Annotated in this window: 9 protein-coding genes and 1 tRNA gene; 8 read left to right on the plus strand and 2 right to left on the minus strand. The window is 44.4% G+C overall.

Translation table 11 applies throughout. The features are described 5' to 3' along the window. Window positions 1-309 precede the first annotated feature (309 nt). The 7 genes from AAFP11_RS08150 (at window position 310) to AAFP11_RS08180 (ending at window position 21796) form a co-directional block, all read left to right on the plus strand. A complete protein-coding gene (locus AAFP11_RS08150) occupies window positions 310-1989 on the plus strand; it encodes an AarF/ABC1/UbiB kinase family protein (protein ID WP_341736593.1) in 1680 nt (559 codons plus the stop codon). A gap of 109 nt (window positions 1990-2098) precedes the next feature. After that, the gene (locus tag AAFP11_RS08155) at window positions 2099-7597 is read left to right on the plus strand and encodes a GAF domain-containing protein (RefSeq protein WP_341736594.1); all 5499 of its coding nucleotides are present in this window, start codon (window positions 2099-2101) and stop codon (window positions 7595-7597) included. Between the two features lie 522 nt (window positions 7598-8119). After that, entirely contained in the window at window positions 8120-13237 is a 5118-nt protein-coding gene (locus AAFP11_RS08160) for a PAS domain S-box protein (protein WP_341736595.1), read from the plus strand. Next, window positions 13234-16065 (plus strand): response regulator, encoded by a 2832-nt coding sequence (locus AAFP11_RS08165; RefSeq protein WP_341736596.1) that lies wholly within the window; start codon window positions 13234-13236, stop codon window positions 16063-16065. The genes AAFP11_RS08160 and AAFP11_RS08165 overlap by 4 nt, the downstream gene beginning before the upstream one ends. Continuing rightward, window positions 16062-17909, plus strand: coding sequence for an EAL domain-containing protein (locus AAFP11_RS08170; protein ID WP_341736597.1), 1848 nt, complete (start codon window positions 16062-16064; stop codon window positions 17907-17909). The genes AAFP11_RS08165 and AAFP11_RS08170 overlap by 4 nt, the downstream gene beginning before the upstream one ends. A gap of 122 nt (window positions 17910-18031) precedes the next feature. Then, window positions 18032-19174, plus strand: a complete 1143-nt coding sequence (locus AAFP11_RS08175) for a hybrid sensor histidine kinase/response regulator (RefSeq protein WP_341736598.1) — start codon at window positions 18032-18034, stop codon at window positions 19172-19174. A 90-nt stretch (window positions 19175-19264) separates the two neighbouring features. Then, a complete protein-coding gene (locus AAFP11_RS08180) occupies window positions 19265-21796 on the plus strand; it encodes an adenylate/guanylate cyclase domain-containing protein (RefSeq protein ID WP_341736599.1) in 2532 nt (843 codons plus the stop codon). 94 nt (window positions 21797-21890) lie between these two features. Here AAFP11_RS08180 and AAFP11_RS08185 read toward each other — a convergent pair. Further along, a tRNA-Glu gene (locus AAFP11_RS08185) sits at window positions 21891-21963 on the minus strand. A 93-nt stretch (window positions 21964-22056) separates the two neighbouring features. Beyond that, window positions 22057-23103 (minus strand): M42 family peptidase, encoded by a 1047-nt coding sequence (locus AAFP11_RS08190; protein WP_341736600.1) that lies wholly within the window; start codon window positions 23101-23103, stop codon window positions 22057-22059. 140 nt (window positions 23104-23243) lie between these two features. On the opposite strand from AAFP11_RS08190, the gene AAFP11_RS08195 reads away from it, so the two are divergent. Continuing rightward, a complete protein-coding gene (locus AAFP11_RS08195) occupies window positions 23244-24059 on the plus strand; it encodes an FkbM family methyltransferase (RefSeq protein WP_341736601.1) in 816 nt (271 codons plus the stop codon). Window positions 24060-24097 lie beyond the last annotated feature (38 nt).

A 24097-nucleotide genomic window follows, 5' to 3' on the forward strand; every position in this document is an offset into this window, starting at 1 on the left:
TACCGAGATTGCCTGTGGAGTAGACAAACCCTCAGAAGTCATTCTGAGACTACGCTGAAACAGGAAATAAGCATCAGAGTAAAAACATCTAACGGTGTCTAACTTTGTCTAAGTCTTATAGAGCGGTAGATACTCCTGACCCAAAACATACCTCAACTTCCCTAAGCCTATTTGTTGACAGTTGACAGTTGACCCTTCGACTAACCAACGGCGAAGCTGAGCTCTTAACAGCGAGCGGGCATCGTTGTTGACGGTTGACTGCTCAACAGTGAACAGCTAACAGTCAACAGCGATGGAATCTCCCTTATTATGCTCATCAAAGCTGCACCTAAAACCCTACGTTGGCAACGTTCTCAATATTCACCGTTAGCACGACAAATAGATGTTTTTGCAGCAGCGGCCAAGTTTATATTTTGTCTGTGGTGGGATGGACTGCTGCAAAACAAATCTGCCCATACTAGAAGAATTCGCGCCCATTGGTTGGTCAATACTTTGTTGCATTTGGGTCCGACTTTTATCAAAATCGGACAGTCTCTTTCCACTAGGGCTGATTTGCTCCCCTTGGAGTACGTCAAGGAACTCGAACAATTACAAGACCGGGTGCCGGAGTTTAGTTCCGAAGAGGCGATCGCCCTGATAGAATCAGAGTTGGGCAAAGATATTTATGCTTTGTATCGCGATTTTGACCCTTGTCCCATTGCCGCCGCCAGTCTCGGACAGGTGCACAGGGCTAGACTCCACACGGGAGAAGATGTAGTTGTCAAAGTGCAGCGCCCCGGATTGGAAAAATTATTTGACTTGGATGTCAAAGCCGTTCGTCAAGTGATGAATTTATGCAATAAGTATTTTCCTGGGATTCGCAAATACGACCTGGAATCTATTTATCATGAGTTTTTTAAGATTTTATATCAAGAAATTGACTATATACAAGAAGGCAAAAATGCCGATCGCTTTGGCAAGAATTTTCAAGGCTATCCTCGGATTATTGTGCCAAAAGTCTATTGGCAATACACTACCAAAAAAGTGCTGACTGTACAATACGCCCCTGGTATTAAAGTCGATGACCGCCTTAGTTTAGAGGCCATAGGAGTAGATATTGTCAAGCTCAATCAACTGGGAATTTGCTGTTACTTGAAACAGTTGTTGCTCGACGGTTTTTTTCAAGCAGACCCCCATCCCGGAAATTTAGCAGTTACGGAAGATGGTAGTTTAATTTTTTATGATTTTGGGATGATGGCAGAGGTTAAGTCTTTGGAAAAAGACCAGATGGTGAAGACTTTTTTTGCTGTGATGAGAAAGGATACTGACGAGGTACTCGATACTTTAATGACCATCGGCTTAGTGGAGCCGATGCCGGATCTGATGCCGGTGCGCCGACTGATTACTTTTTTGTTGGATAAGTTTATTGATAAGCCGATCGACTTTCAAGCCTTTAACGAGATTAAAAACGAATTGTACATCATGTTCGAGCAGCAACCGTTTCGTATGCCTGCACAAATGATGTTTATTCTCAAGTCAGTGACTACCCTCGATGGCATTGCCAGAACCCTCGACCCCAACTACAATTTTCTAGCATCTGCTCAGCCTTTTGTCAAGAGTATTGCGATTAGTAAAGGTAGAGGTAATACGGTGGGAGAACTGGCGAGACAAGCGCGAGATTTGATCAGATATAAATTGCAGCAGCCGAGCAAATCAGAAGTTTTGTTCAAACGTTTAGAGCAGCGGATTCTGGATGGAGAATTGCAAATTAAAGTGCGAAATATAGAAAACGAGCGCGCCCTGAAACGCATTTATTTAGCCTTGAAAACTCTGATCTATGCGTGTGTGACAGGTTTTGTGCTGGTAGCGGGGACAGTGTTGCTCAAGGGTGGATATGCCAGGGAGGCGATCGCCGCTTTTGTGGTGTCAGGATTCGGCAGTTTGTTTTTGATACGTTCTTTTGTGGATTTGTTGCTGAAAGAAAAACTAGATCGCCTAGCGGAAAAATAAATCTAAAATATAGGGATATTAAGGCAAAAAAGTCATAAAAATCTCCGTATCTTGAGACCAGAGACTGTCAATGCTGTAATAATTGGTTAAAGCACAGTTTCCTTGAAAAATGCTGACACCTGCCACAGCCCTGACGCCAGCCGAACTAACATCCGCGATCGTCCGCAATCCGCTGATGGTTGCACCCGATACCACAGTGATGGAAGCGATCGCCCAGATGAGTGGCGTCCGTACCATTTGCTCAACCTCCAAAACCGCCGATAGCCAACTTGACGAACTCCATGTAGAGGCGCGATCGAGCTGCGTCTTAATTGTCGAAGGTAATCAGTTGCTGGGAATTCTCACAGAACGAGATATTGTGCGCCTCAGTACCCAAAAACGTTCCTTAGATAGCGTTCCGATCCGTGAAGCAATGACATCTCAGGTGGTCACTATCGGCGCATCTGCCTTCACCGATTTGTTTTTTGCGCTGAATCTGCTTCAGCAATATCAGATCCGCCACTTACCAGTGCTCGATGACCAAAATCGGGTGGTGGGAATTTTGACCCACGAGAGTTTGCGACAAACATCGCGCCCGGTAGATTTGTTACGATTGCGCCTAGTAACAGAAGTGATGACCTCTGAAGTGATTTGCGCCAATCCTGATGTTTCAATGATGAACATCGCCGAATTGATGGCCCAAAATCGAGTCAGTTCGGTGATGATTTTCGAAGAAAAGGTAGGAAGCGATCGCCAAAAACTGCAAATTCCCATAGGGATTGTGACTGAGCGCGACATCGTACAATTTCAGGCTTTAAATCTAAACTTAGAAACCTGTCTGGCAAAATCTGTGATGAGCACCCCGATTTTTGCGGTGAGTCCAGAAGATTCTCTGTGGACTGTGCAGCAGATGATGGAACAACGGTTAGTCCGCAGATTGGCGGTGACTGGCAAAGAAGGTGAATTGTTGGGAATTGTAACTCAGACGAGTATTTTGCAGGCACTCAACCCCATAGAAGTATTTAAATTAGCAGAAATTTTAGAAAAAAAGGTGTTACGACTAGAAGCAGAAAAAGTAGCACTGCTGGAAAATCGGAATATTGAACTAGAACAGCAAGTATCGGAGCGCACCGCTACCCTGAAGGCAGAATCAGAGCAAAAACAACTGATCGCTACCATCGCTTCCCAGATTCGAGCTTCCCTAGATTTACCAGAAATCCTCAATACCACAGTCACAGAAGTGCGATCGCTCTTAAATTGCGATCGGGCTGACATCTGGCAGTTTCAAGCAGATGCCAGCGTGATTGTCCTAGTAGAATCCGTCGCACATAAGCAAACAGCAAATCAAAGCAAATATGTTCAGGACAATTGTGTTGATTGGCGGGGAAAATGGCGCAGCGGAATGATTCGAGTAGTAGACGATATCTACACTGTCCCAATCACCGATTGCCACCGTCAACTATTAGAAGATTTGGAAATTAGAGCCAAAATTTTAGTACCCATTTTCCAAGCAGAAACCCTCTGGGGCTTGCTTTGCGTCTCCGAAAGCCGGGCCCCCCGCCACTGGCAAACAACAGAAATTACTCTCGTGCAACAGTTGGCTACACAACTAGAAATTGCCATTCAACAGGGAACGGCTTACCAACAGGTACAAAGCGAGTTGGCAGAAAGACGACGGGTGGAGGCCGATTTGCGAGAAAGCGAAAAACGTTTTGCGACTTTGGCTCAATCTGCTCCCGTGGGGATTTTCCGCACGGATACTAGCGGTAATTGCTTGTTTGTCAACGATCGCTGGTGTGAAATTGCTGGACTTACACCCGATGAAGCATTGGGTACGGGTTGGATTCAAGGCTTGTATCCAGAGGATCGGGACAGGATTAGCGCCGAGTGGTATCAATCCTCCCAAGAACATCGCCATTTTAAGTTAGAGTACCGCTTTGGGCGATCGGATGGGACTTTCAGTTGGGTGTTTGGGCAAGCATCGGCAGAAAGGGACGAAGACGGGCAGATTGTGGGTTATATCGGCACAATTACTGATATTAGCGATCGCAAACGGGCGGAAGAAGCACTGTCCCAACTCAATCAAGAATTAGAACAAAGGGTACAACAACGGACGCTAGAGGTACACCGCAGTGAATCTCGCCTACAGGAAGCTCAACACATTGCTCGTCTTGGCCATTGGGAAATTGATTTAGCCGAGTCTAAGATTACTGGTTCTCCTGAGATTTTCGAGATTTTGGGATTGGAGCTCGATCGTCAGGAACTGAGTTTTGAGCAACTCAGACAGCATTTCCATCCCTCGGACTGGGCCTATCATCGTAAAACCATCAAAGGAGTTATGCAACTAGGTGGTAAACACTACGAACTAGACCAGCAAATTATCCGAGCTGATGGCTCCCTAGGTTGGATTTTTGCTAAGGGACAAACGGTTTACAATGCTGAGGGTCAGCTTGTCCGATTGTTTGGCATTGTGATGGATATTAGCGATCGCAAATTAGCTGAGGAACAGTTGCGCCAACAGAAGGAAACACTTCAAACTATTTTCGATCGCATTCCCTTAATGATTGGTTTGTTTTCAGTCACTGGGGAAACTGTGATGATTAACCCGGAAATGGAGCGGGTACTTGGTTGGAACCAGGAAGAATACAACCAAATTGATGTTCTAGCATCCTGCTATCCCAATGTTGATGATTATCGCAAGGTAGTCGCTCACATGATTCGGGCTGATTCTAGTTGGCAAGATTTTGAAACTCAGGTGCGCGACGGGCGAAAGTTGATTACTAGCTGGTCTCAAATTCGTTTGTCTAACGGTTCTAGCATTGGTCTGGGACAGGATATTACCGATCGCTTCTTAGCCGAAGAAGCTTTGCGCGAATCCAAGCAATTTTTGCAAACAGTGATCAATACTTTTCCCCTGGGAGTATTTTGGAAGAATCGAGAATTTGTTTTTTTAGGTTGCAATCTATATTTTTCCCAGGTGGGTGGTTTAGCGTCTCCAGAGGCAATTGTAGGCAAGACTGATGAGGATTTTGACTGGGGACTAAGGGAAGCAGTTTTTTGCCGCACTGATGATGCAGAAGTCATGGCATCAGGTATAGCTAAACTGGGAATGATCAAGACAATGCTTCAGGCTGACGGTTCGACAATTTGGCTGGAAATTAATAAGATTCCTCTGCGAAACATCAAAGGCGAAATAGTCGGATTACTTGGTACTTTTCAGGATATTACCCATCGCAAATTAGCCGAAATTCGCTTGCAACAACAAGCAGAACAGGAACGCATCCTCACCTTCATCACTCAGCGGATACGGGCTTCTCTGAATCTCAAAGAGATTCTGAATACAGCAGTGGCAGAAGTGCGCCAGATTCTGAAGGTAGACAGAGTGTTGATCTATCGTGTCTATCCCAGTGGTACAGGGGCTGCGATTGCGGAATCCGTTGCACCGCATTGTCTGAAACTTCTGAATATAAATTTTCCCGAAGAAACGTTCCCCCCGGAGAACTATCAGCGATACTTAGATGGCAGAATTTTTGCTTTGAGCGATCGGGAAACGGGGTCTATTTTGCCTTGTTTGGTAGATTTTTTAAGGGAAATCAAAGTCAGGGCAAAACTGGTATTACCCATTGTGGATAAACAGGAACTTTGGGGATTATTAATCGCTCATCAGTGCGAGGTGTCTCGTGACTGGCAAAACTGGGAAATTGATTTGATGAAACAACTTTCTAACCAATTATCCATCGCTATTCAACAATCTAATTTGTATCAACAATTGCAAGTAGAGCTAAAGGAAAGAAAAGCCAAAGATTTGGTGATTCATAGACAAGTGGAAACGGAATCTTTGCTGAGGGAAATCACCCAACGTATCCGTGACTCCCTGGATTTACAAACTATTTTTGCCAGGGCTACGGAGGATATTCGTCATTTAATTGATGCCGATCGAGTGGGCATTTTTCAATTTGCTTACAATTCTAACTCTAATGAGGGTGAGTTTGTGGCTGAATCTGTGGTAGCAGGATTTGATTCTGTGATGGCGACTAAAATTCACGATCATTGCTTCGGCGAACAGTACGCTGTTTACTATCACCAGGGTAGAATTCAGAAAGTCAGTGACATCTATGATTCTGGACTGACAGAATGTCACATCAATATTTTGGCACAATTTCAGGTGCGGGCGTATCTGGCAGTGCCATTATTAGATGGATCGAATTTGTGGGGATTGTTGTGCATCCATCAATGTTCTAGACCCCGCTATTGGAGAGAGTCGGAGATTAATTTAGTTAAGCAAATTGCCAACCAATTGGCGATCGGCATTCAGCAGGCAAATCTTTTTGACCAGTTGCAAACGGAGTTACAGGAACGCCAACAAGCAGAAACAAAACTTACTGAAATCAATCAAGAGTTGGCTATTTCCAACCAAGAACTTGCCCGCGCTACTCGTCTCAAGGATGAATTTCTGGCGAACATGAGCCATGAATTGCGAACTCCCCTAAACGCTATTTTGGGGATGACAGAGGCTTTGCAGGATGAGATTTTTGGTGCGATTAACGAGAGACAAATACGAGCTTTGCAAACTGTTGAGCATAGTGGAAATCATCTTTTATCATTAATCAATGATATTCTCGATCTTGCCAAAATAGAATCGGGACAGGTAGAATTAAATTGTAGTCCCACAGCCGTGGATAGTTTGTGTCAGTCGAGTTTGACTTTGGTGAAACAGCAAGCTTTACAAAAAAGGATTCAACTTCAGGTAAAAATTCCCGCGAACCTCCCAGAAATAGTGCTGGATGAACGCCGGATTCGACAAGTTTTGATTAACCTGCTCAATAATGCGATTAAGTTTACTCCTGAAGGTGGTAGTGTGATTTTGGAGGTGACAATCCAACCAAGCGAAATATTACCAACAAAGGCAAATTCTCCAACTACAGCAAGTTCTATTCGGTTTGGGGTGAGGGATACTGGTATCGGTATCACAGCGGAAAATATTCAGAAGTTGTTTCAGCCTTTTGTGCAAATCGATAGTGCATTAAATCGTCAGTATATGGGTACTGGTTTGGGCTTGTCTCTGGTGAAGCGGATGGTATCTATGCACGGGGGAACAGTTTTGGTGACGAGTGAGGTTGGTGTGGGTAGTTGTTTTAGTTTCGATATCCCCGCAGGCAATTTGCCCCTGCTGGTTTCTGAGTCCGGGGATGCAAAAATGCCTAATTTGGAAGGTAGTTTGAGGGAAAAGGTGGCAGTAACAACTTCGCCTTTGCTATTGTTGGTGGATGATAATCCAGCGAATGTTAATACAATTTGTGGCTATTTAAAAGCTAAGGGATATCAGATGTTGGTGGCGAAAAATGTTGCCGAGGCGATCGCTCTCACTAAATCATCGATTCCTGACTTAATTATGATCGATATTCAGATGTCGGGAATGGATGCTGTGGATGCGATTGGGCAAATCCGCAGCGATCGCCAATTTGCGAATATTCCGACGATCGCCTTGACTACATTGGCGATGGCGGGGGATGGGGAACGATGTCTAGAAGCTGGGGCGAATCACTATCTGACTAAGCCTGTAAAATTAAAGCAATTAGTTAGCACTATTCAGGATTTATTAGCATCATCGCCCCTCGAAAGTAGTTAATGAAGGAAGAAGGAGGAAGGAGGAAGGAAGAAGGAAGAAGGAGGAAGGAAGAAGAACCCCCCCCTACCCCCCCCAAGGGGGGAAATTTAGGAAGAGCTCACCCTACCCCCCCCAAGGGGGGAAATTTAGGAAGAGCTCACCCTACCCCCCCCAAGGGGGGAAATTTAGGAAGAGCTCACCCTACCCTACCCTACCCTCCCCTACCCTCCCCTACCCTCCCCTACCCCCCCCTACCCCCCCCTACCCCCCCCAAGGGGGGAAATTTAGGAAGGGGGGAAATTTAGGAAGGGGGGAAATTTAGGAAGGGGGGAAATTTAGGAAGGGGGGAAATTTAGGAAGACTGTGTTTGGCAAATATATTCGTAGGGGCGAAGCATGACCGCAGACAATTTATTAGTGATAACCAGAGATTTACAGCGGTCATGCTTCGCCTATGCAAAATCGGGATGTTCCCAAAAATTTCCCCATTTAAAATTGAAAAAATATCAAAGTTCAAATCTAAAATACCCAATCTAAAATCAATATGACATCTAGCACCGCCCTAACACAAACTGAATTAAAATCTGCCATCATCCGCAATCCACTGACAGTTTCACCCGATACGACGGTGATGGAGGCGATCGCCCAAATGAGCGGGGTTCGTACCCTTTGTTCGGCTTCCCAAAGCGCGGATATCCAAGGACATGAATTGTCTATGGAAGTGCGATCGAGTTGCGTTTTGGTTGTGGAAGGTCGGCAGTTGTTGGGAATTGTCACAGAACGGGATATTGTTCGACTCACTGCGAAAAATTGCTGTTTAGAACGTATGAATATTACCACAGTGATGGCATCTGAGGTGGTGACTATGCGCGAATCTGTGTTCACAGATTTGTTTGTGGCGGTAAATCTGGTTCAGCAACATCATATTCGCCATTTGCCGATTCTAGACGACGAAAATCAATTGGTGGGACTTGTGACTCACGAGAGTTTGCGGAAAGCGTCGCGCCCCATTGACTTGTTGCGAATACGGCTGGTTTCTGAAGTGATGGCGACGGAAATAATTTGTGCTAGCGCGGATGTTTCTATGCTCACTATCGCTCAATTGATGGCCCAAAATCGAGTTAGTTCCGTCATGATTGTGGAAGCACAACACACAGGAGGCGATCGCCCACAACAGCAAATCCCGATTGGCATTGTCACTGAGCGCGATCTCGTCCAATTTCAAGCCTTAAATTTAAACCTGGAAACTTGTCAAGCCCACTCGGTGATGAGTACGCCGATTTTTACGGTGAAACCTAATGATTCTCTGTGGGATGTGCAGCAGATTATGGAACAGCGGTTAGTCCGTAGATTGGCGGTGACAGGGGTGTTTGGTGAACTTTTGGGTATTGTCACTCAGACAAGTATTTTGCAAGTTTTGAATCCCTTGGAACTTTATAAATTAGCTGAGGTTTTAGATAATAAGGTATCGAAATTGGAGGCGGACAAAATAGCATTGTTGGAGAATCGCACCGTCGAATTAGAGCGCCAAGTAGAGGAGCGAACTGCCGCACTCGCCACAACGGTGAGGCGGGAAAAACTGATGGTCACCATCGCTTCGCAGATTCGATCTTCTTTAGATTTGCCGGAGATTTTGGATACTGCGGTGAAGGCGGTACGAGAGTTTTTGCAGTGCGATCGACTGTTAATCTATCGGTTTGAACCGGATTGGACTGGTGTGGTGGTGGCAGAGTCGGTGGAGGCTATTTGGCGCACTTCTATTAACGATCGCATAAATGATTCTTGTTTTCAAGAAAGGGCTGAAATTATTTATCAAAGTGGAAAAACCATTTTTGTTGATAATATTTATACGGCTGGTTATACACCATGTCATGTGCAGTTGTTAGAGCAATATCAGGTAAAATCTAATCTTGTAGTACCTATTTTGGTGTCGGAAAAGTTGTGGGGATTGTTAATTGGGCATCACTGCGAAAGCTATCGTGCTTGGTATCCTAACGATCTGAGTTTGTTGGAGGAGATAGCTGTGCAATTAGCGATCGCCATTCAGCAAGCAGAACTACACAGTCAGCTTCAAGAAGAACTAGCAGAAAGACGACAGACGGAATTGCAGTTACGCAAGAGTCAAGAAAATTACCGTTTGATTACTGAAACTATTGAGGATGTATTTTGGTTAGCAGATCCGCAACTTGGGAGAGCAATTTATATTAGTTCGGGTTATGAAAAAATCTGGGGGCGTGCTGCTGAACCGCTTTATGAAAACTTTCTGGGGTGGCTAGAAGCTCTCCACCCTGACGATCGCGAATATGTCAGCAGGGAGTTTATGCAATTATTATCCACAGACCATTATGAGGTGGACTACCGGATTGTGCGGCCTGATGGTTCTGTGCGCTGGATTCGCGATCGGGGCTTTACGATTAAGGATGATTCGGGAACGGTGGTGCAGATTTCTGGGGTAGCAGAGGATATTAGCGATCGCAAAGCTAATGAGACGTTTTTGCGACAGTATGAGGGGATTGTTTCTGCGACACCCGATCGCATTGCTTTAGTCGATCGTAATTATATTTATCGCCTGGTTAACCGGACTTATTTAGAGCGTAGTGGTAAGTCTTGGACGGAAATAGTCGGACATTCGGTGGCTGATTTGCACGGAGAAACCATGTTCCAAACGATTATGAAGCCCTATCTCGATCGATGTCTTGGGGGAGAAAGTCAACAATATGAAGCCTGGGTTTATGAGTTTAATGGCACCGAACCTCGCTTTATCAGTGTCAGCTACGGGCCCTATTTATCGGCAGACGGCACGATTTCTGGCGTGACAGTCAACGCCCGCGATTTGACCGAACTCAAACTGGCTGAAGAATCTTTGCGGGAGAAAGAGCAGTTTTTACGCAGCATTTATGAAGGCATAGAACAGGCAGTTTTTACTGTGGATGTTTTGCCGGATGGAGAATTTTATTTTCTCGAATTCAACCCTGCCTGCGAGCGTTTAACTCAGACATTAACTGCTGATGTGCGAGGCAAAAAGCCCTTACCCGAAATCCGAGAACGCTATGCCCATTGCGTTCAGGCTGGATTTCCTATTTGCTATGAAGAATGTCTGACTTTTAAGGGGAAAATTACTTGGTGGATTACGACGTTGACTCCAATTCGAGATAATGGCGATCGCATTTATCGGATTGTGGGTACGAGTATGAATATTACCGATCGCAAGCAGGCAGAAGCAGACCTACTGCAACTGAACCAATCTCTAGAAGCGAGGGTAGCACAGCGCACTGCGGAACTCCAAGAACGGGAAGCTCAATTGTATGATTTATTTGACAATGCTACGGATTTGATTCAAAGCGTTTCCCCCCTTGGGCAAATTTTGTTTGTGAATTCTGCCTGGAAAGAAACTCTGGGCTATACCGATGCCGATCTACAGGAGTTGTTTTTGTTTGAAATCATCCATCCAGACAGTTTGGTTAACTGCCAAGTCATGATGGAACAGCTATTTGATGGCGTACCTTGCACCAGTATTGAAATTAAATTTTTGACAAAAGATCGTAGGACAATTGTAGTTGAAGGAAATGTCAATTGTCGGTTGGAAAATGGCAAACCCATCGCGATGCGGGGAATTTTTCGGAATATTACGGAACGCAAACAAGCCGAAGCTAGACTGAAAGATACTCTCAAGGAATTATCCGACTTTAAATATGCCTTGGATGAGTCAGCAATTGTGGCGATTACTGATGCTGAGGGCAAAATTACCTATGTTAACGATCGATTCTGCGAGATTCTTCAATATAGTCGAGGGGAGTTGATCGGGAATACCTATCGGCTGTTGAATGCTGGCCATCATTCTCCTGAATTTTTTGAGGAAATGTGGCGAACTCTACGGAATGGGGAAATCTGGCGGGGCGAGATTCTCAACCGGGCAAAGGATGGTAGTTTCTACTGGATTGATACTACGATTGTGCCTTACCTGGATGCGGACGGTAAGCCTTTTCAATACTTGGCTATCCGCACTGATATTAGCGATCGCAAGCGTGCCCAAGAGCAGTTGTCCAGTTTGTCAGACAGGTTGGAATTGGCGCTGAAGTCGGGTCAAATTGGGATTTGGGATTGGGATATTGTCAACGATCGCCTGATCTGGGACGATCGAATGTACGAACTCTATGGCGTCACAGCCTCGGATTTTGGCGGTGCTTATCAAGCCTGGGAAGCGGGCATACATCCCGATGATATCCTGGCGACGCGGACTGTGAGCGAGGAATCACGGGCTGGAATCAGAGATTTTGATACGGAATTTCGCGTGGTGTGGCCCGATGGTACGGTGAAATTTATCAAAGCCTACGCGCTGATTCAGCGCAACTCCGAAGCAGAACCCCAACGGATGATTGGGATTAATTATGATATTAGCGATCGCAAGCAAGCAGAAGCCAGACTTACTGAAACCAATCAAAAACTGGCTATTTCTAACCAAGAACTAGCTCGCGCTACTCGTCTCAAGGATGAATTTTTGGCGAATATGAGCCACGAATTACGCACGCCCCTGAATGCGATTTTGGGAATGACGGAGGCTTTGCAGGAACAGATATTTGGCTCGATTAATGAGGGACAAATACAGGCTTTGCAAACTATTGAACATAGTGGCACTCATCTTTTATCATTAATCAATGATATCCTCGACCTTGCCAAAATAGAATCGGGACAAATCGAACTAAATTGTAGTCCCATACCCATAGATAATTTGTGTCAGTCCAGTTTGAGTTTTGTGAAACAACAAGCTTTACAAAAACGGATTAAACTTCAGGTGAAAATTGCCGATATCCTCCCCGAATTATTAGTCGATGAACGTCGCATCCGACAAGTTTTGATTAATTTGCTCAATAATGCGATTAAATTTACTCCTGAAGGTGGCAGCGTGACTTTGGAGGTGACAATCGCACAAACCGAAATGGTCCCAACACTCCCAAATTCTCCCACTAGATCCAGTTCAATTCGGTTTGCAGTGAGTGATACTGGGATCGGTATCACAGCGGAAAATATTCAGAAGTTGTTTCAGCCTTTTGTGCAAATTGATAGTGCTCTGAATCGTCAGTACATGGGTACTGGTTTGGGTTTGTCTCTGGTGAAGCGGATGGTGGAAAAGCATGGGGGAACGGTTTCGGTGACGAGTGAGGTGGGCGTGGGTAGTTGTTTTAGTTTCGACTTACCGGCTGGCAATTTGCCGATGCTGATTTCTCAATCTCCGATTGTCGCACCATCAGCACCGATGGACGGGAAAAAAGACTCTGAAACATCCCGACTAATCCTATTGGCAGAAGATAATGAAGCAAATATCAGTACCATTTCTGCCTATCTGATGGCTAAAGGGTATCGGATTGTGGTGGCGAAAAATGGTGCAGAGGCGATCGCCGTCACTAAATCATCTCTTCCCGACTTGATTTTGATGGATATCCAAATGCCGGGAATGGATGGCTTTGAGGCGATTCAGCAAATTCGTAGCGATCGCCAATTTGCCAATATTCTGATTATTGCCTTGACTGCATTGGCGATGACTGGTGATGGAGAACGATGTCTAGAAGCTGGCGCGAATAACTATCTCACTAAGCCAGTAAAATTGAAGCAACTAGCAAATGCCATTCATGAATTATTAGCAACTAAAGAGCTTAATCAATGAAAAAAAATTATAACTCACGAAATCACATCGAAGGCACACTTGACTTGACTAATTGCGATCGCGAACCCATCGAAATTCCTAATGCTATTCAACCCCACGGGATTCTTATAGTATTTTCTCGACCCGATTTTACGATCGAGCAGGTGAGTGCTAATACAGAATTGCTGCTGGGAATAAGTCCCTATGACCTCTTAGGAAAATCTTGGGAAACCTTGTTAAGTCAAGCAGATTTAGAAAAAATTAAATATGGCATTGACCGAGATTTAAAAACAGCAGTTCCTATAAAACTGTTCCTCAAAAAACAACAAAATGCAACCTTATTTAACGGCATAATTCATGGGATAGGAGACAATTTAATTCTCCTAGAGCTAGAGCCGGGAGATAGTACAGATCGGTCTAGTTTTAACGGATTGTTCCAAGTAACTAAAGGCATTCTCAGTCAGATGCAAAAGGCTGCCAACCTCACAGAAATGTGTCAGACCATCACCAAAGAAGTGAGAAAACTGATTGAGTTTGACCGGGTGATTGTTTATAAGTTTGATGCTAATGATGCCGGCGAAGTGATTGCCGAAGAAAAACTCGATGAGATGGAATCCTATCTGGGGTTACATTACCCTCAATCTGATATTCCTCGGCAGGCTAAACGTCTCTATACGATTAATCTATTGCGAATAATCCCCGACATCAATTATCAGCCTGTGGGTATTTTGAAGCTGGATGCAGGGGCGATCGCCCAGTCAGGGAAAACTACAGACTATCAGCCCCTTGACTTAAGCCTTAGTGTATTACGGAGTGTTTCTCCCATCCATATTGAATATCTCCAAAATATGGGTGTGGTAGCTTCCATGTCGATTTCACTAATTGAGGATGGAAAACTCTGGGGTTTAATTGCCTGTCACCATCAAACTGCCCGATTTATTCCCTATGAAATTAGAACTATCTGCGAGTTTATTGCTCAGGTAATGTCTCTGGAATTGGCATCTAAAGAAGCTCAGGAAGATATGGATTACAAAATGTTCCTGAAGTCAGTACAGTCGCAATTGATTAAAAGTCTTGCCCAGGCTGGGGAGATTACGGAAGAATTGGCAAGAAACCAAGACAATTTATTGGCACTTGTAGGTGCTAGGGGCGCGGCAATTTGTGCCGAAAGTCAACTTGTGACTGTGGGTGATACACCCCCAGTAGCCGAGTTGCAGGATTTGATCGATTGGTTGGGCGATCGCTTCGATGGAGATATTTTTGTTACCGATTCTTTAGCTTCGTTATATCCCCAGGCGACGGAGTTTAAGGATGTGGGTAGTGGTTTAATCGCTCTTTGCATTACTAAAGTTCAGAAGAATTACCTATTGTGGTTTCGACCTGAGATCTTACAATTGGTTAATTGGGCTGGGAATCCCTATAAACCGAATCAGGTGGAAGCAGATGGGAGTCTGACGCTGTTTCCTCGGAAATCCTTTGAGCTTTGGCAACAAACTGTTCGCCTTAAGTCGCTTCCTTGGAAACCATGGGAGATTGAGGCGGCGATGGAAGTCCGAAGTGCGATCGTGGAAATTATTTTGCGAAAATCTGATGAACTGGCTGCTATTCATCAATCTGAGCTTTATGCCCAGTTGCAGGAAACTAATCAGGAATTAGCCCGCGCTACCAGGCTCAAAGATGAATTTTTGGCCAATATGAGCCACGAACTCCGTACTCCCCTGAATGCAATTTTGGGGATGACAGAGGCCTTGCAAGAACAGGTTTTTGGGAAGATTAACGAGCAACAATTGCGGGCTTTGCAAACAGTTGAAAACAGTGGCACTCATTTACTGGAATTAATTAACGATATCCTCGATTTGGCAAAAATTGAAGCAGGACAAATTGAACTAAACTGCACCTCAGTCACTGTCAGTCAGTTGTGCCAATCTAGTTTGCCGTTTGTGAAACAACAAGCTTTGCAAAAACGCATTCAGATTCAGTTGCAGATTGCACCTAATCTGCCAATTTTGATGGTGGATGAACGGCGGATTCGACAAGTTTTGATCAATTTGCTCAATAATGCGATTAAGTTTACTCCTGAAAAAGGTAGCGTTAGCTTGGATGTGAGATTAGAATCACCCACACCCCCGGCAACATTGGCGGCCGCTCGAAACATACCGAGTTTAATTCGGTTTGCGGTGATTGATACTGGTATCGGTATTAAACCCGAAAATCTCAAAAAACTGTTTCATCCTTTTGTCCAAATTGACAGTGCTTTAAACCGTCAATACACGGGGACTGGTTTGGGTCTTTCTCTGGTGAAACAGATAGTGGAAATGCACGGAGGAAATGTGGCTGTCCAGAGTGAATTAGGTGTTGGTAGTTGTTTTAGTTTCGATTTGCCCTGTGGGGATTTACCCCTTCCTGTATTTGAGCATCTGAGTGCTTCACCCCCGGAACCTATGCCCAGCGAGACTGTTACACAACTGTCTCCGCTAATCCTGTTGGTCGAAGATAATGAAGCTAATATAAGTACGCTTTCTAGTTACTTGGAGGCGAAAGGATATCGGATTGTTTTGGCGAACAATGGTTTAGAGGCGATCGCCGCCACTAGGGCCCAAGTTCCTGATTTAATTTTAATGGATGTCCAAATGCCGGAAATGGACGGTCTTGAGGCAATGAGGCAGATCCGCAGCGATCGCCAATTTGCGCATATTCCGATTATCGCCTTGACGGCATTGGCCATGACGGGCGATCGCGAACGATGTCTAGAAGCTGGGGCTAGTGATTATCTCACTAAGCCGGTTAAACTCAAGCAATTGGCCAGCACAATTCAACTATTGTTAGAAGCACAGGATAGTAAGAAATGAATCAGCCATCTGTTTTAGTAGTTGACGATGAACCCGATAATTTTGATGTGATTCAAGCACTCTTGAGCGATCGGGAATATGATTTGTACTATGCTTCTAGCGGTCAATTTGCGATCGACTCCCTAGACGTATTCCGACCCGATGTGATCTTGATGGATGTGATGATGCCAGATTTGGATGGTATTGAAGTCTGTCAGCGGATTAAAGCTTTGCCACAATGGGAGTCGGTTCCGATCATCATAGTCACAGCCTTAAGTGCCAAAGAAGACTTGGCCCGATGTCTCAAGGCTGGTGCTGATGATTTTATTAGCAAGCCCGTCAGTGGTCTGGAACTGCGCGCCAGAGTCAACTCCATGCTGCGAATTAAACAACACTACGATGACTTGCAAGCTTCTTTGAGGCGGCAAGCAATCTTAGAAGCTGAAAAACTCTATTTCCTCAAGCATCGCAATACGGAATTGGAACAACAGGTTGCAGAACGAACCACGGAACTTAAGGCAAAGGCAGAACTGATTATACACAATGCCTTACACGATCCCTTGACAGATTTGCCAAATCGGACTCTGTTGGTGGAGCGGCTCGAATTAGCGATTAATCGAGCTATGCGATTGAAAGACTATTTTTATGCTGTCTTGTTTCTCGACCTCGATCGCTTTAAAGTAATCAATGACAGCTTAGGACACTTAGCTGGAGACCTCTTGCTCACGAATATTGCTCAAAACCTCAAAAATTATCTGCGGGAGGCTGATTTAATCGCTCGACTTGGTGGTGATGAATTTGTAATTTTGCTGGAAGATGTGGCGGGTATTGAAGAAGTTATTCAAATCACTGAGCGGATTCAAAAAGAATTTCAAAACCCCCTCACGATTAATGGCTACGAAATGTTTATCAGTGCTAGTATCGGCATTGTTTTCGGGCAAAAAAATTACTATCAAGCCTCGGATTTGATTCGAGATGCGGATATTGCCATGTATCGGGCTAAGGCTCAAGGCAGAAATTCTTACAAAATTTTTGATACCACAATGCACACTCAAGCTGTCAACAGGCTAACTCTGGAAAACGATCTCCGTAGGGCGATCGAACGAGAAGAGTTTGTGGTGTACTATCAGCCAATTGTTGACATCAGAGGCGATCGGCTGGTGGGATTTGAGGCTTTGGTACGTTGGCAACATCCCACTCGTGGTTTCATTTCTCCCCTAGACTTTGTTCCTATTGCAGAAGAAACGGGGTTGATTGTACCGCTAGATAGTTGGGTATTGCAAACTGCTTGCAAACAATTAGCTCGCTGGCAAAATCAGTTTCCTAGTCGATTTCCCTTGAAGGTCAGTATTAATCTTTCCGCTCAAGACCTGCGTAAACCTCTGTTGATTCAGGAAATCGACCGCACCATTGCTGCAACAGGTTTAGATGGCAGTTATATTACTCTGGAAATTACCGAAAGTATGCTGATTAAAAATATCACAAAAACCATAGATTTATTGACCCAATTAAAAGAACGCCAAATTCAAGTCAGTATCGATGACTTTGGCACGGGATATTCATCGCTCAATTATCTCCATCGCTTGCCTGCGGATAATTTAAAAATCGACCGCTCTTTTGTGAATCAGATGCAGGAAGGCAACCGTAATTATCAGGTGGTGAGTACGATTATTGCTTTGAGCAATCAACTGGGATTAGCCGTTGTGGCTGAAGGCATAGAAACAGGACAACAACTTAAATGGTTGCAGGAACTTGGCTGTGAATTGGGTCAAGGATATTTATTTTCCAAGCCCTTATCAGCTCAAGAAATTGAGATAAAATTTTTGAATAATCAAGATGAAAATATTTTTAAATTAGCTGGTTAATCGTAGCTTGAAGATTTAGATAACTCAACGGAAAAATCGATCCTTATTCAGCAAGCCCTAATTAGGTTAACCTAATTAGCAGCGACAATTCAGTAATATTCACCAGAAAAGGAGCAGCACAAATGAATCAGCCCTCTATTCTAGTAGTTGACGACGAGCCCGATAATTTTGATGTGATTGAAGCGCTGTTGAGCGATCGGGGATATGATTTGCACTATGCTTCCAATGGTCAAGTCGCCCTCAACTCCCTGGATGTATTCCAGCCCGATGTGATCTTGATGGATGTGATGATGCCAGACTTGGATGGTATGGAAGTCTGTCAGCGGATTAAAGCCCAGCCCCAATGGGAAGGTGTTCCCATCATCATGGTGACAGCTTTGAGCGCCAAAGAAGACCTGGCTCGATGTATCAAGGCTGGTGCCGATGATTTTATCAGCAAGCCCGTCAGTGGGCTGGAACTCCGTGCTAGGGTTCATTCCATGTTGCGACTCAAGCAACAATATGACAAAATCACCAGTCTTTCCAAAGTCCAAGAAAGTACGATCGACCTATTACAAAAAAATCTGAATGAATTAAGCGGTAACTTAGCTTCCAGTTTACCTCACGAATTGAACACACCATTAAACGGTATTTTCGGAGTTATTGGATTGTTGATCGACGATCGTGAAGACATGAGTGAGGAAGAAATTCATGAACTTTTACTATTAGCTCAACAGTCGGCTCTGAGATTAGATAGGCTGACCAAAAAGTTTTTGATTTATATCAAGCTAGAACTGATGACTAGCCAAATGCCTATGGATAAAATTCCGACTAATAATGAAGTCACTTCTACTAAATCAGTCATAGAAAATTGTGCGATGGAACAGGCAAAAAAAGTCGATCGCCAAAATGACTTGATTTGCGAGCTAGAAGATATAGCTGTTCCAGTGTCTGAGGACAATTTGAAGTGGATGGTGGACGAATTGTTAGAAAATGCTTTGAAGTTTTCTACACCTTTAACACCGGTGAAGGTAAGTAGTCAATTAATTAAGGGAGCATTTCATCTATCCATATCCGATCGCGGCAGGGGAATGACAGAGGAACAGATTTCCAAAATCGGAGCGTTTATGCAATTTGAACGCCGTACCTATGAGCAACAAGGTTTAGGACTAGGATTAAAAATAGTCAAAAAAATCATAGATATATCCGGTGGAGAATTTTATCTTTCTAGTGTATACCATGAAGAGACAACCGCTCATGTTAAATTGCCTAGCATTTCTGAATAGTTGGGTTTTGTGATGATATAGCAACCGCCAAACATTTAAGTTGTCAACTTTTTTGCTGGGTCCATCTTTTCTACACTAATCTTACAAATTTTGCGACTGCCAAAACTTTATACTTTACGCAAAAAGTTGATCGTCTCCTTTTTAATAGTGGCGCTAATTCCACTAATGTTGCTAGCGGCGATCGACAAACACGCCACTGAACAAATATTAACCAAGAATGCGGAACAATCTCTATTTGCGATCGCCTCCCAAACCGCTGTCAGCATCGACACTTTCATCACCGTCAATCTCAACGATGTCCGCGTCGCAGCCCTGTTACCAGGACTCTCAAAATACCTGAGTTTACCCCCAGAGTCTAGGGCTGAAAGTGAGGAAAAAAAAGTAGTTGAAGAGACTTTACATAGTCTCAGCCGTCGAGATACTGTGAATATATTTTCCTATGCACTGCTAGACATCAATGGTAAAAATGTATTAGACACTTATAGTGAGGATATCGGGAAAGATGAATCGAACCGCGATTACTTTCAACAACCCTTGAACACCGGTTTACCCTATGTTTCAAATTTACGACTTTCCCCAAAAAAACCAGGTTTAGTTAACATTTATTTTAGCAATTTAGTTCGCAACAGCCAAGGAGTTGCGGTGGGGTTGTTGCGAGTATCATATAATGCGACTGTGTTGGATCAGTCCATCGCCCGACAAACTGGTTTAGCCGGTCAAAAATCCTTTGCTATTTTACTAGACGAAAATTATATTCGGTTAGCCCACGGTACGGAACCGGAATTAATTTTCAAATCCGTAGTTCCTCTCCCACCGGATTTGGTAAAAAAATTGCAAGCCGAGAGAAGGTTGCCGGAGTTACCTATGGACGAATTGTCCACTAATTTGCCCGAATTAAAACATGGTTTAGACAATGCTCTCGATCGACCTTTTTTAAGGTTGCGACTAACATCCACACACAATCAACTGAGTGCAGTGGCGATCGCACCTTTACACAATCTCCCCTGGTACGTCCTATTTGTACAGCCACAGTCAGTATTTCTCGCCCCCATAGAAGCCCAAACCCGCACCGCACTCATATTATCTCTAATTATTGCTAGCCTTGTCACCCTCGTGGCGATTATCTTAGCACGAATCTTAGCTAAACCAATTATTATTTTAACTCAAAGAATTGCCCAATTCAAAGCAGGAAACTTAAATATTAGAGTCCCCATAGAATCGAGAGACGAACTGGGAAATCTCGCCGATACATTCAATAAAATGATTGAAAGAATCCAAAGTTATACGGATAGCTTGGAAGTGAAAAATGCCGCTTTGTTGCAAGTGGAATCGCAGTTACGTGAAAGCGAAAGCCGACTGTCCCAATTGCTAGAAGCAATGCCTGTCGGCGTGTTTGTCACCGATGCCAACGGTCAACCCTACTACGCCAATCAGGTAGCCCAACAGTTACTTGGTCAAGGAGTTTTAGCCGGAGATACAATTGAGGAATTAGTCCAAAATTATCAAATTTATATTGCAGGAACTAAGCAAAATTATAACTTAGAAATTTTTACGATTCCGAAACTATTGAGGGGAGAATATGCTAACGCTGACAATATAGAAATTCACCGCGCGGACAAGGTGATTCCCATCGAAGCTTGGGGAACTCCAATTTTTAACAACCAAGGTAATATCTCCTATACAATTATCGCGTTTCAGGACATTTCGGAACGGCGAAAAATTGAAGGAGAGCGAGAAAAGTTTACTGAGGAACTATCGCAACTGAATCGCAACTTAAAAAAAGCCCTGGATGCGGAATTTGAACTAACCGATGCCTACGGTAGGTTTGTGCCGCATCAATTTTTACATTTACTGGGATACGAAAGTATTGTTGATGTGAAATTGGGGGACAACGTACAGCAAAAAATGTCGGTGCTGTTTGCGGATATTCGGGATTTCACAGCGCTGTCGGAGAGCATGACACCTCAAGATAATTTTAAGTTTATCAATGATTATTTGATTCGGATGGAGCCTTGTATTACTGCGAGTAATGGGTTTATTGATAAATATATTGGTGATGGGATTATGGCTTTGTTTAGCGGTAGTGCGGATGATGCGGTGAAAGCAGGAATTGCGATGCTAGAAAGTTTGGCAGAATACAATTTAATCAGGAAAGAAGGAGGTTATGCGCCGATTAAAATAGGGATTGGGATTAATACTGGTTCTTTGATGTTGGGTACTGTGGGCGGGGAAAATCGGATGGATGGAACTGTGATTAGTGATGCTGTGAATTTGGCATCTCGTCTGGAAGGATTGACCAAAAATTATGGAATATCGCTGTTAATTAGTCATCATACTTTTTCAGCGCTGACAATTCCTAGTGATTATGATATTCGGCTAATCGATCGAGTTCAGGTGAAAGGTAAGTCGGAGTTGGTGACTGTGTATGAGGTGTTTAATGCCGATTTACCGGAGGTGCGGGAGGCTAAGGCGATCGCCAAAACCGCTTTTGAAAGTGCCTGGATTTTGTACAATCAGGAAAGGTTTACTGAGGCGGCACAACTGTTTGAGGATTGTGTGCTGCGAAATCCGGCGGATGGGGTGGCTGCAATTTATCTCGATCGCAGCCAACAACAATTCTGACAATTTTCCTGTCTTGCTCATAGCAAGAAGGGCGGGCTTATTGCCCACCCTTCGGTTGCTTGATATCGTTTTGATATCGGAGTTAGATTTTTAATACCCCCAGGGGAATTCGAATCCCCGTCGCATCCGTGAAAGGGATGTGTCCTAGGCCTCTAGACGATGGGGGCGCGTCGTTTGCTTGTGTTCCGCACCTTTATTAACTTAACTAATCTTCCTCGATTTGTCAACCACTTTGAGAAAGTTTTTTTTAAACTTGTGGGTCAATCGTCGGAAAGCTCGTCACAGTAAGCTTTCAGAATCCGAGCACAATTGTCGATCGCCCCTAGATGAGCAATCTCAAAGCCGTGGGTGTTCTGGGTAGGGAAGGCCAAACAAGCGGCACGGGCCACATGGCCGAACTTCATGGCGATGGAAGCATCACTACCAAAACCGCTAATCGCCGCCAACTGCACCTGGACACCAGCCCGATCGGCCGCCACGCGCAATTGCCCATTCAACCCTTCATCGTAAATCCCATAGCCGTCCTGAACCAGCAACACTGGATTTTCGCCGTCGGCGATCGGGTATTCTGGAGCCAGCGGGCAAATTTCCAAAGCAATCAGCGCATCCAAGGGCTGCCGCTGCGAGAAATACAAAGCCCCGATCGCCCCAACCTCCTCCTTCGCCGAAGCCACCAAATAAACATTCACCGCAGGCTCGGTCAAACATTCCGCCAAACCCAGCAAAATCGCCACAGAAGCCTTGTTATCCAGGGTATAGCTCCCGATCCAGTCCTTCAAGCGGATCGGCTGTTTGCGGTGCTTGGACACCACCATCCGCGTTCCGGGTCGAACTCCCGCCTCCGCTAATTCCTCAGTAGTACACTTAGTTTCGATCCACGCATCTTCCCACTTGAGGGAAACATCCTCCTGCTGAGCTTTTTGAGGGGATTCGTGGGAGACGTGACGGCTTCCGAAGCTGAGAATGCCACTAATTGTTTGGTTGTCGCCCAACAAATCGACAACGCCTTCGCCGTAAACCCAAGGAAACGCGCCCCCTAATTTGCGAACTTCCACCCGCCCCGGGCTACCGATGGTTTTGACGATCGCCCCAATTTCGTCTTTGTGGGCGGTAATGGCGATCGACTTTTGCCGATTGCGCCCCGGAATCAGGGCGATGACATTATCGGCGCGATCGATCCAAGCATTCACTCCCAGGGCTGCAAATTTTTCCATTAACCCCTGATTAATTTCTGATTCCACGCCGCTGGGGGAGTATAGCATCACTAATTCTGCGATGGTTTGAAAAAGTCGATCGAACTCTAGCATTGTTGATTTTCTTGTTGGCTAGCGCAGGTTAATATACAATAACGCGGGGTGCACTTATCTAGATTCTAGTTTTGAATTTGAGTTTATTGGTATCGAAGCAGCAATCAGCAATAAGCAAGCACCAAGCAGCACTAACATCAATGATTTCAGCCATTAATAATGTCCTCAACATCTTCAAGGTCGCTCTACCGCCCACCCCTACAGGTCGCTATCCCTTGATTATGCTATTCAGTAAAATTGTGCAACTCCTGAAACGGAAAATTAGAGCCAAAAAATTAGGGATAAAATTCCCCAGAGTTGCGAAGTTTAATTTACCCGATAGTTTAATTATACAAGGCAAGACTCAACCACTTAAATTGCCTTCCGAAAAAGGCATGGATGGAGAATTTATCGAAGTGCTTTTAGACGACTGCTATGGCTTAGAGCAATTACCTCAATCCCTGCTAAAAATTATAGATGTGGGAGCCAATGTGGGATTGTTTTCGATTGCCGCTCGCAACCGATTTCCCCAAGCAGTGATTCACGCCTATGAAGCTAATCCTAACTTGGAAAAGTACCTCAAAAATCAGTCGAAAATTGCCAGTTTTGCCTATTTCATGGAAGCCATCGGCGCTAGAGATGGTAAAGTAGTGCTGGATATCCGGGAAGTATCGGGAAAAACGCGATCGACTGTCACGGAAAACGGCGATATACCGATGGTATCCTTGAAAAAGGCGATCGATCGCATTGGTGGCAAAGTAGATTTAGCTAAAATAGACTGCGAAGGTGCAGAATGGCCCTTATTTGAAGATAAAGAAATTTGGCAATTTGTGGAAAATCTTTCTTTAGAATATCACTTGTGGTCTGGACACACCCACGCCGAAACTAGACAAGTTATTGAAAGTTTAGGATTTCAAATAAAAAAACAAATACCGATAGATAAATGGTACGGTTTAATTCTAGCATCCCGTACTTAAATAGCTCCTTTAACTCTAAGTCTGCTTAGTCAGTGTAG

Source organism: Microcoleus sp. CAWBG640 (genome assembly GCF_020883015.1).
Lineage (GTDB): Bacteria > Cyanobacteriota > Cyanobacteriia > Cyanobacteriales > Microcoleaceae > Microcoleus > Microcoleus anatoxicus.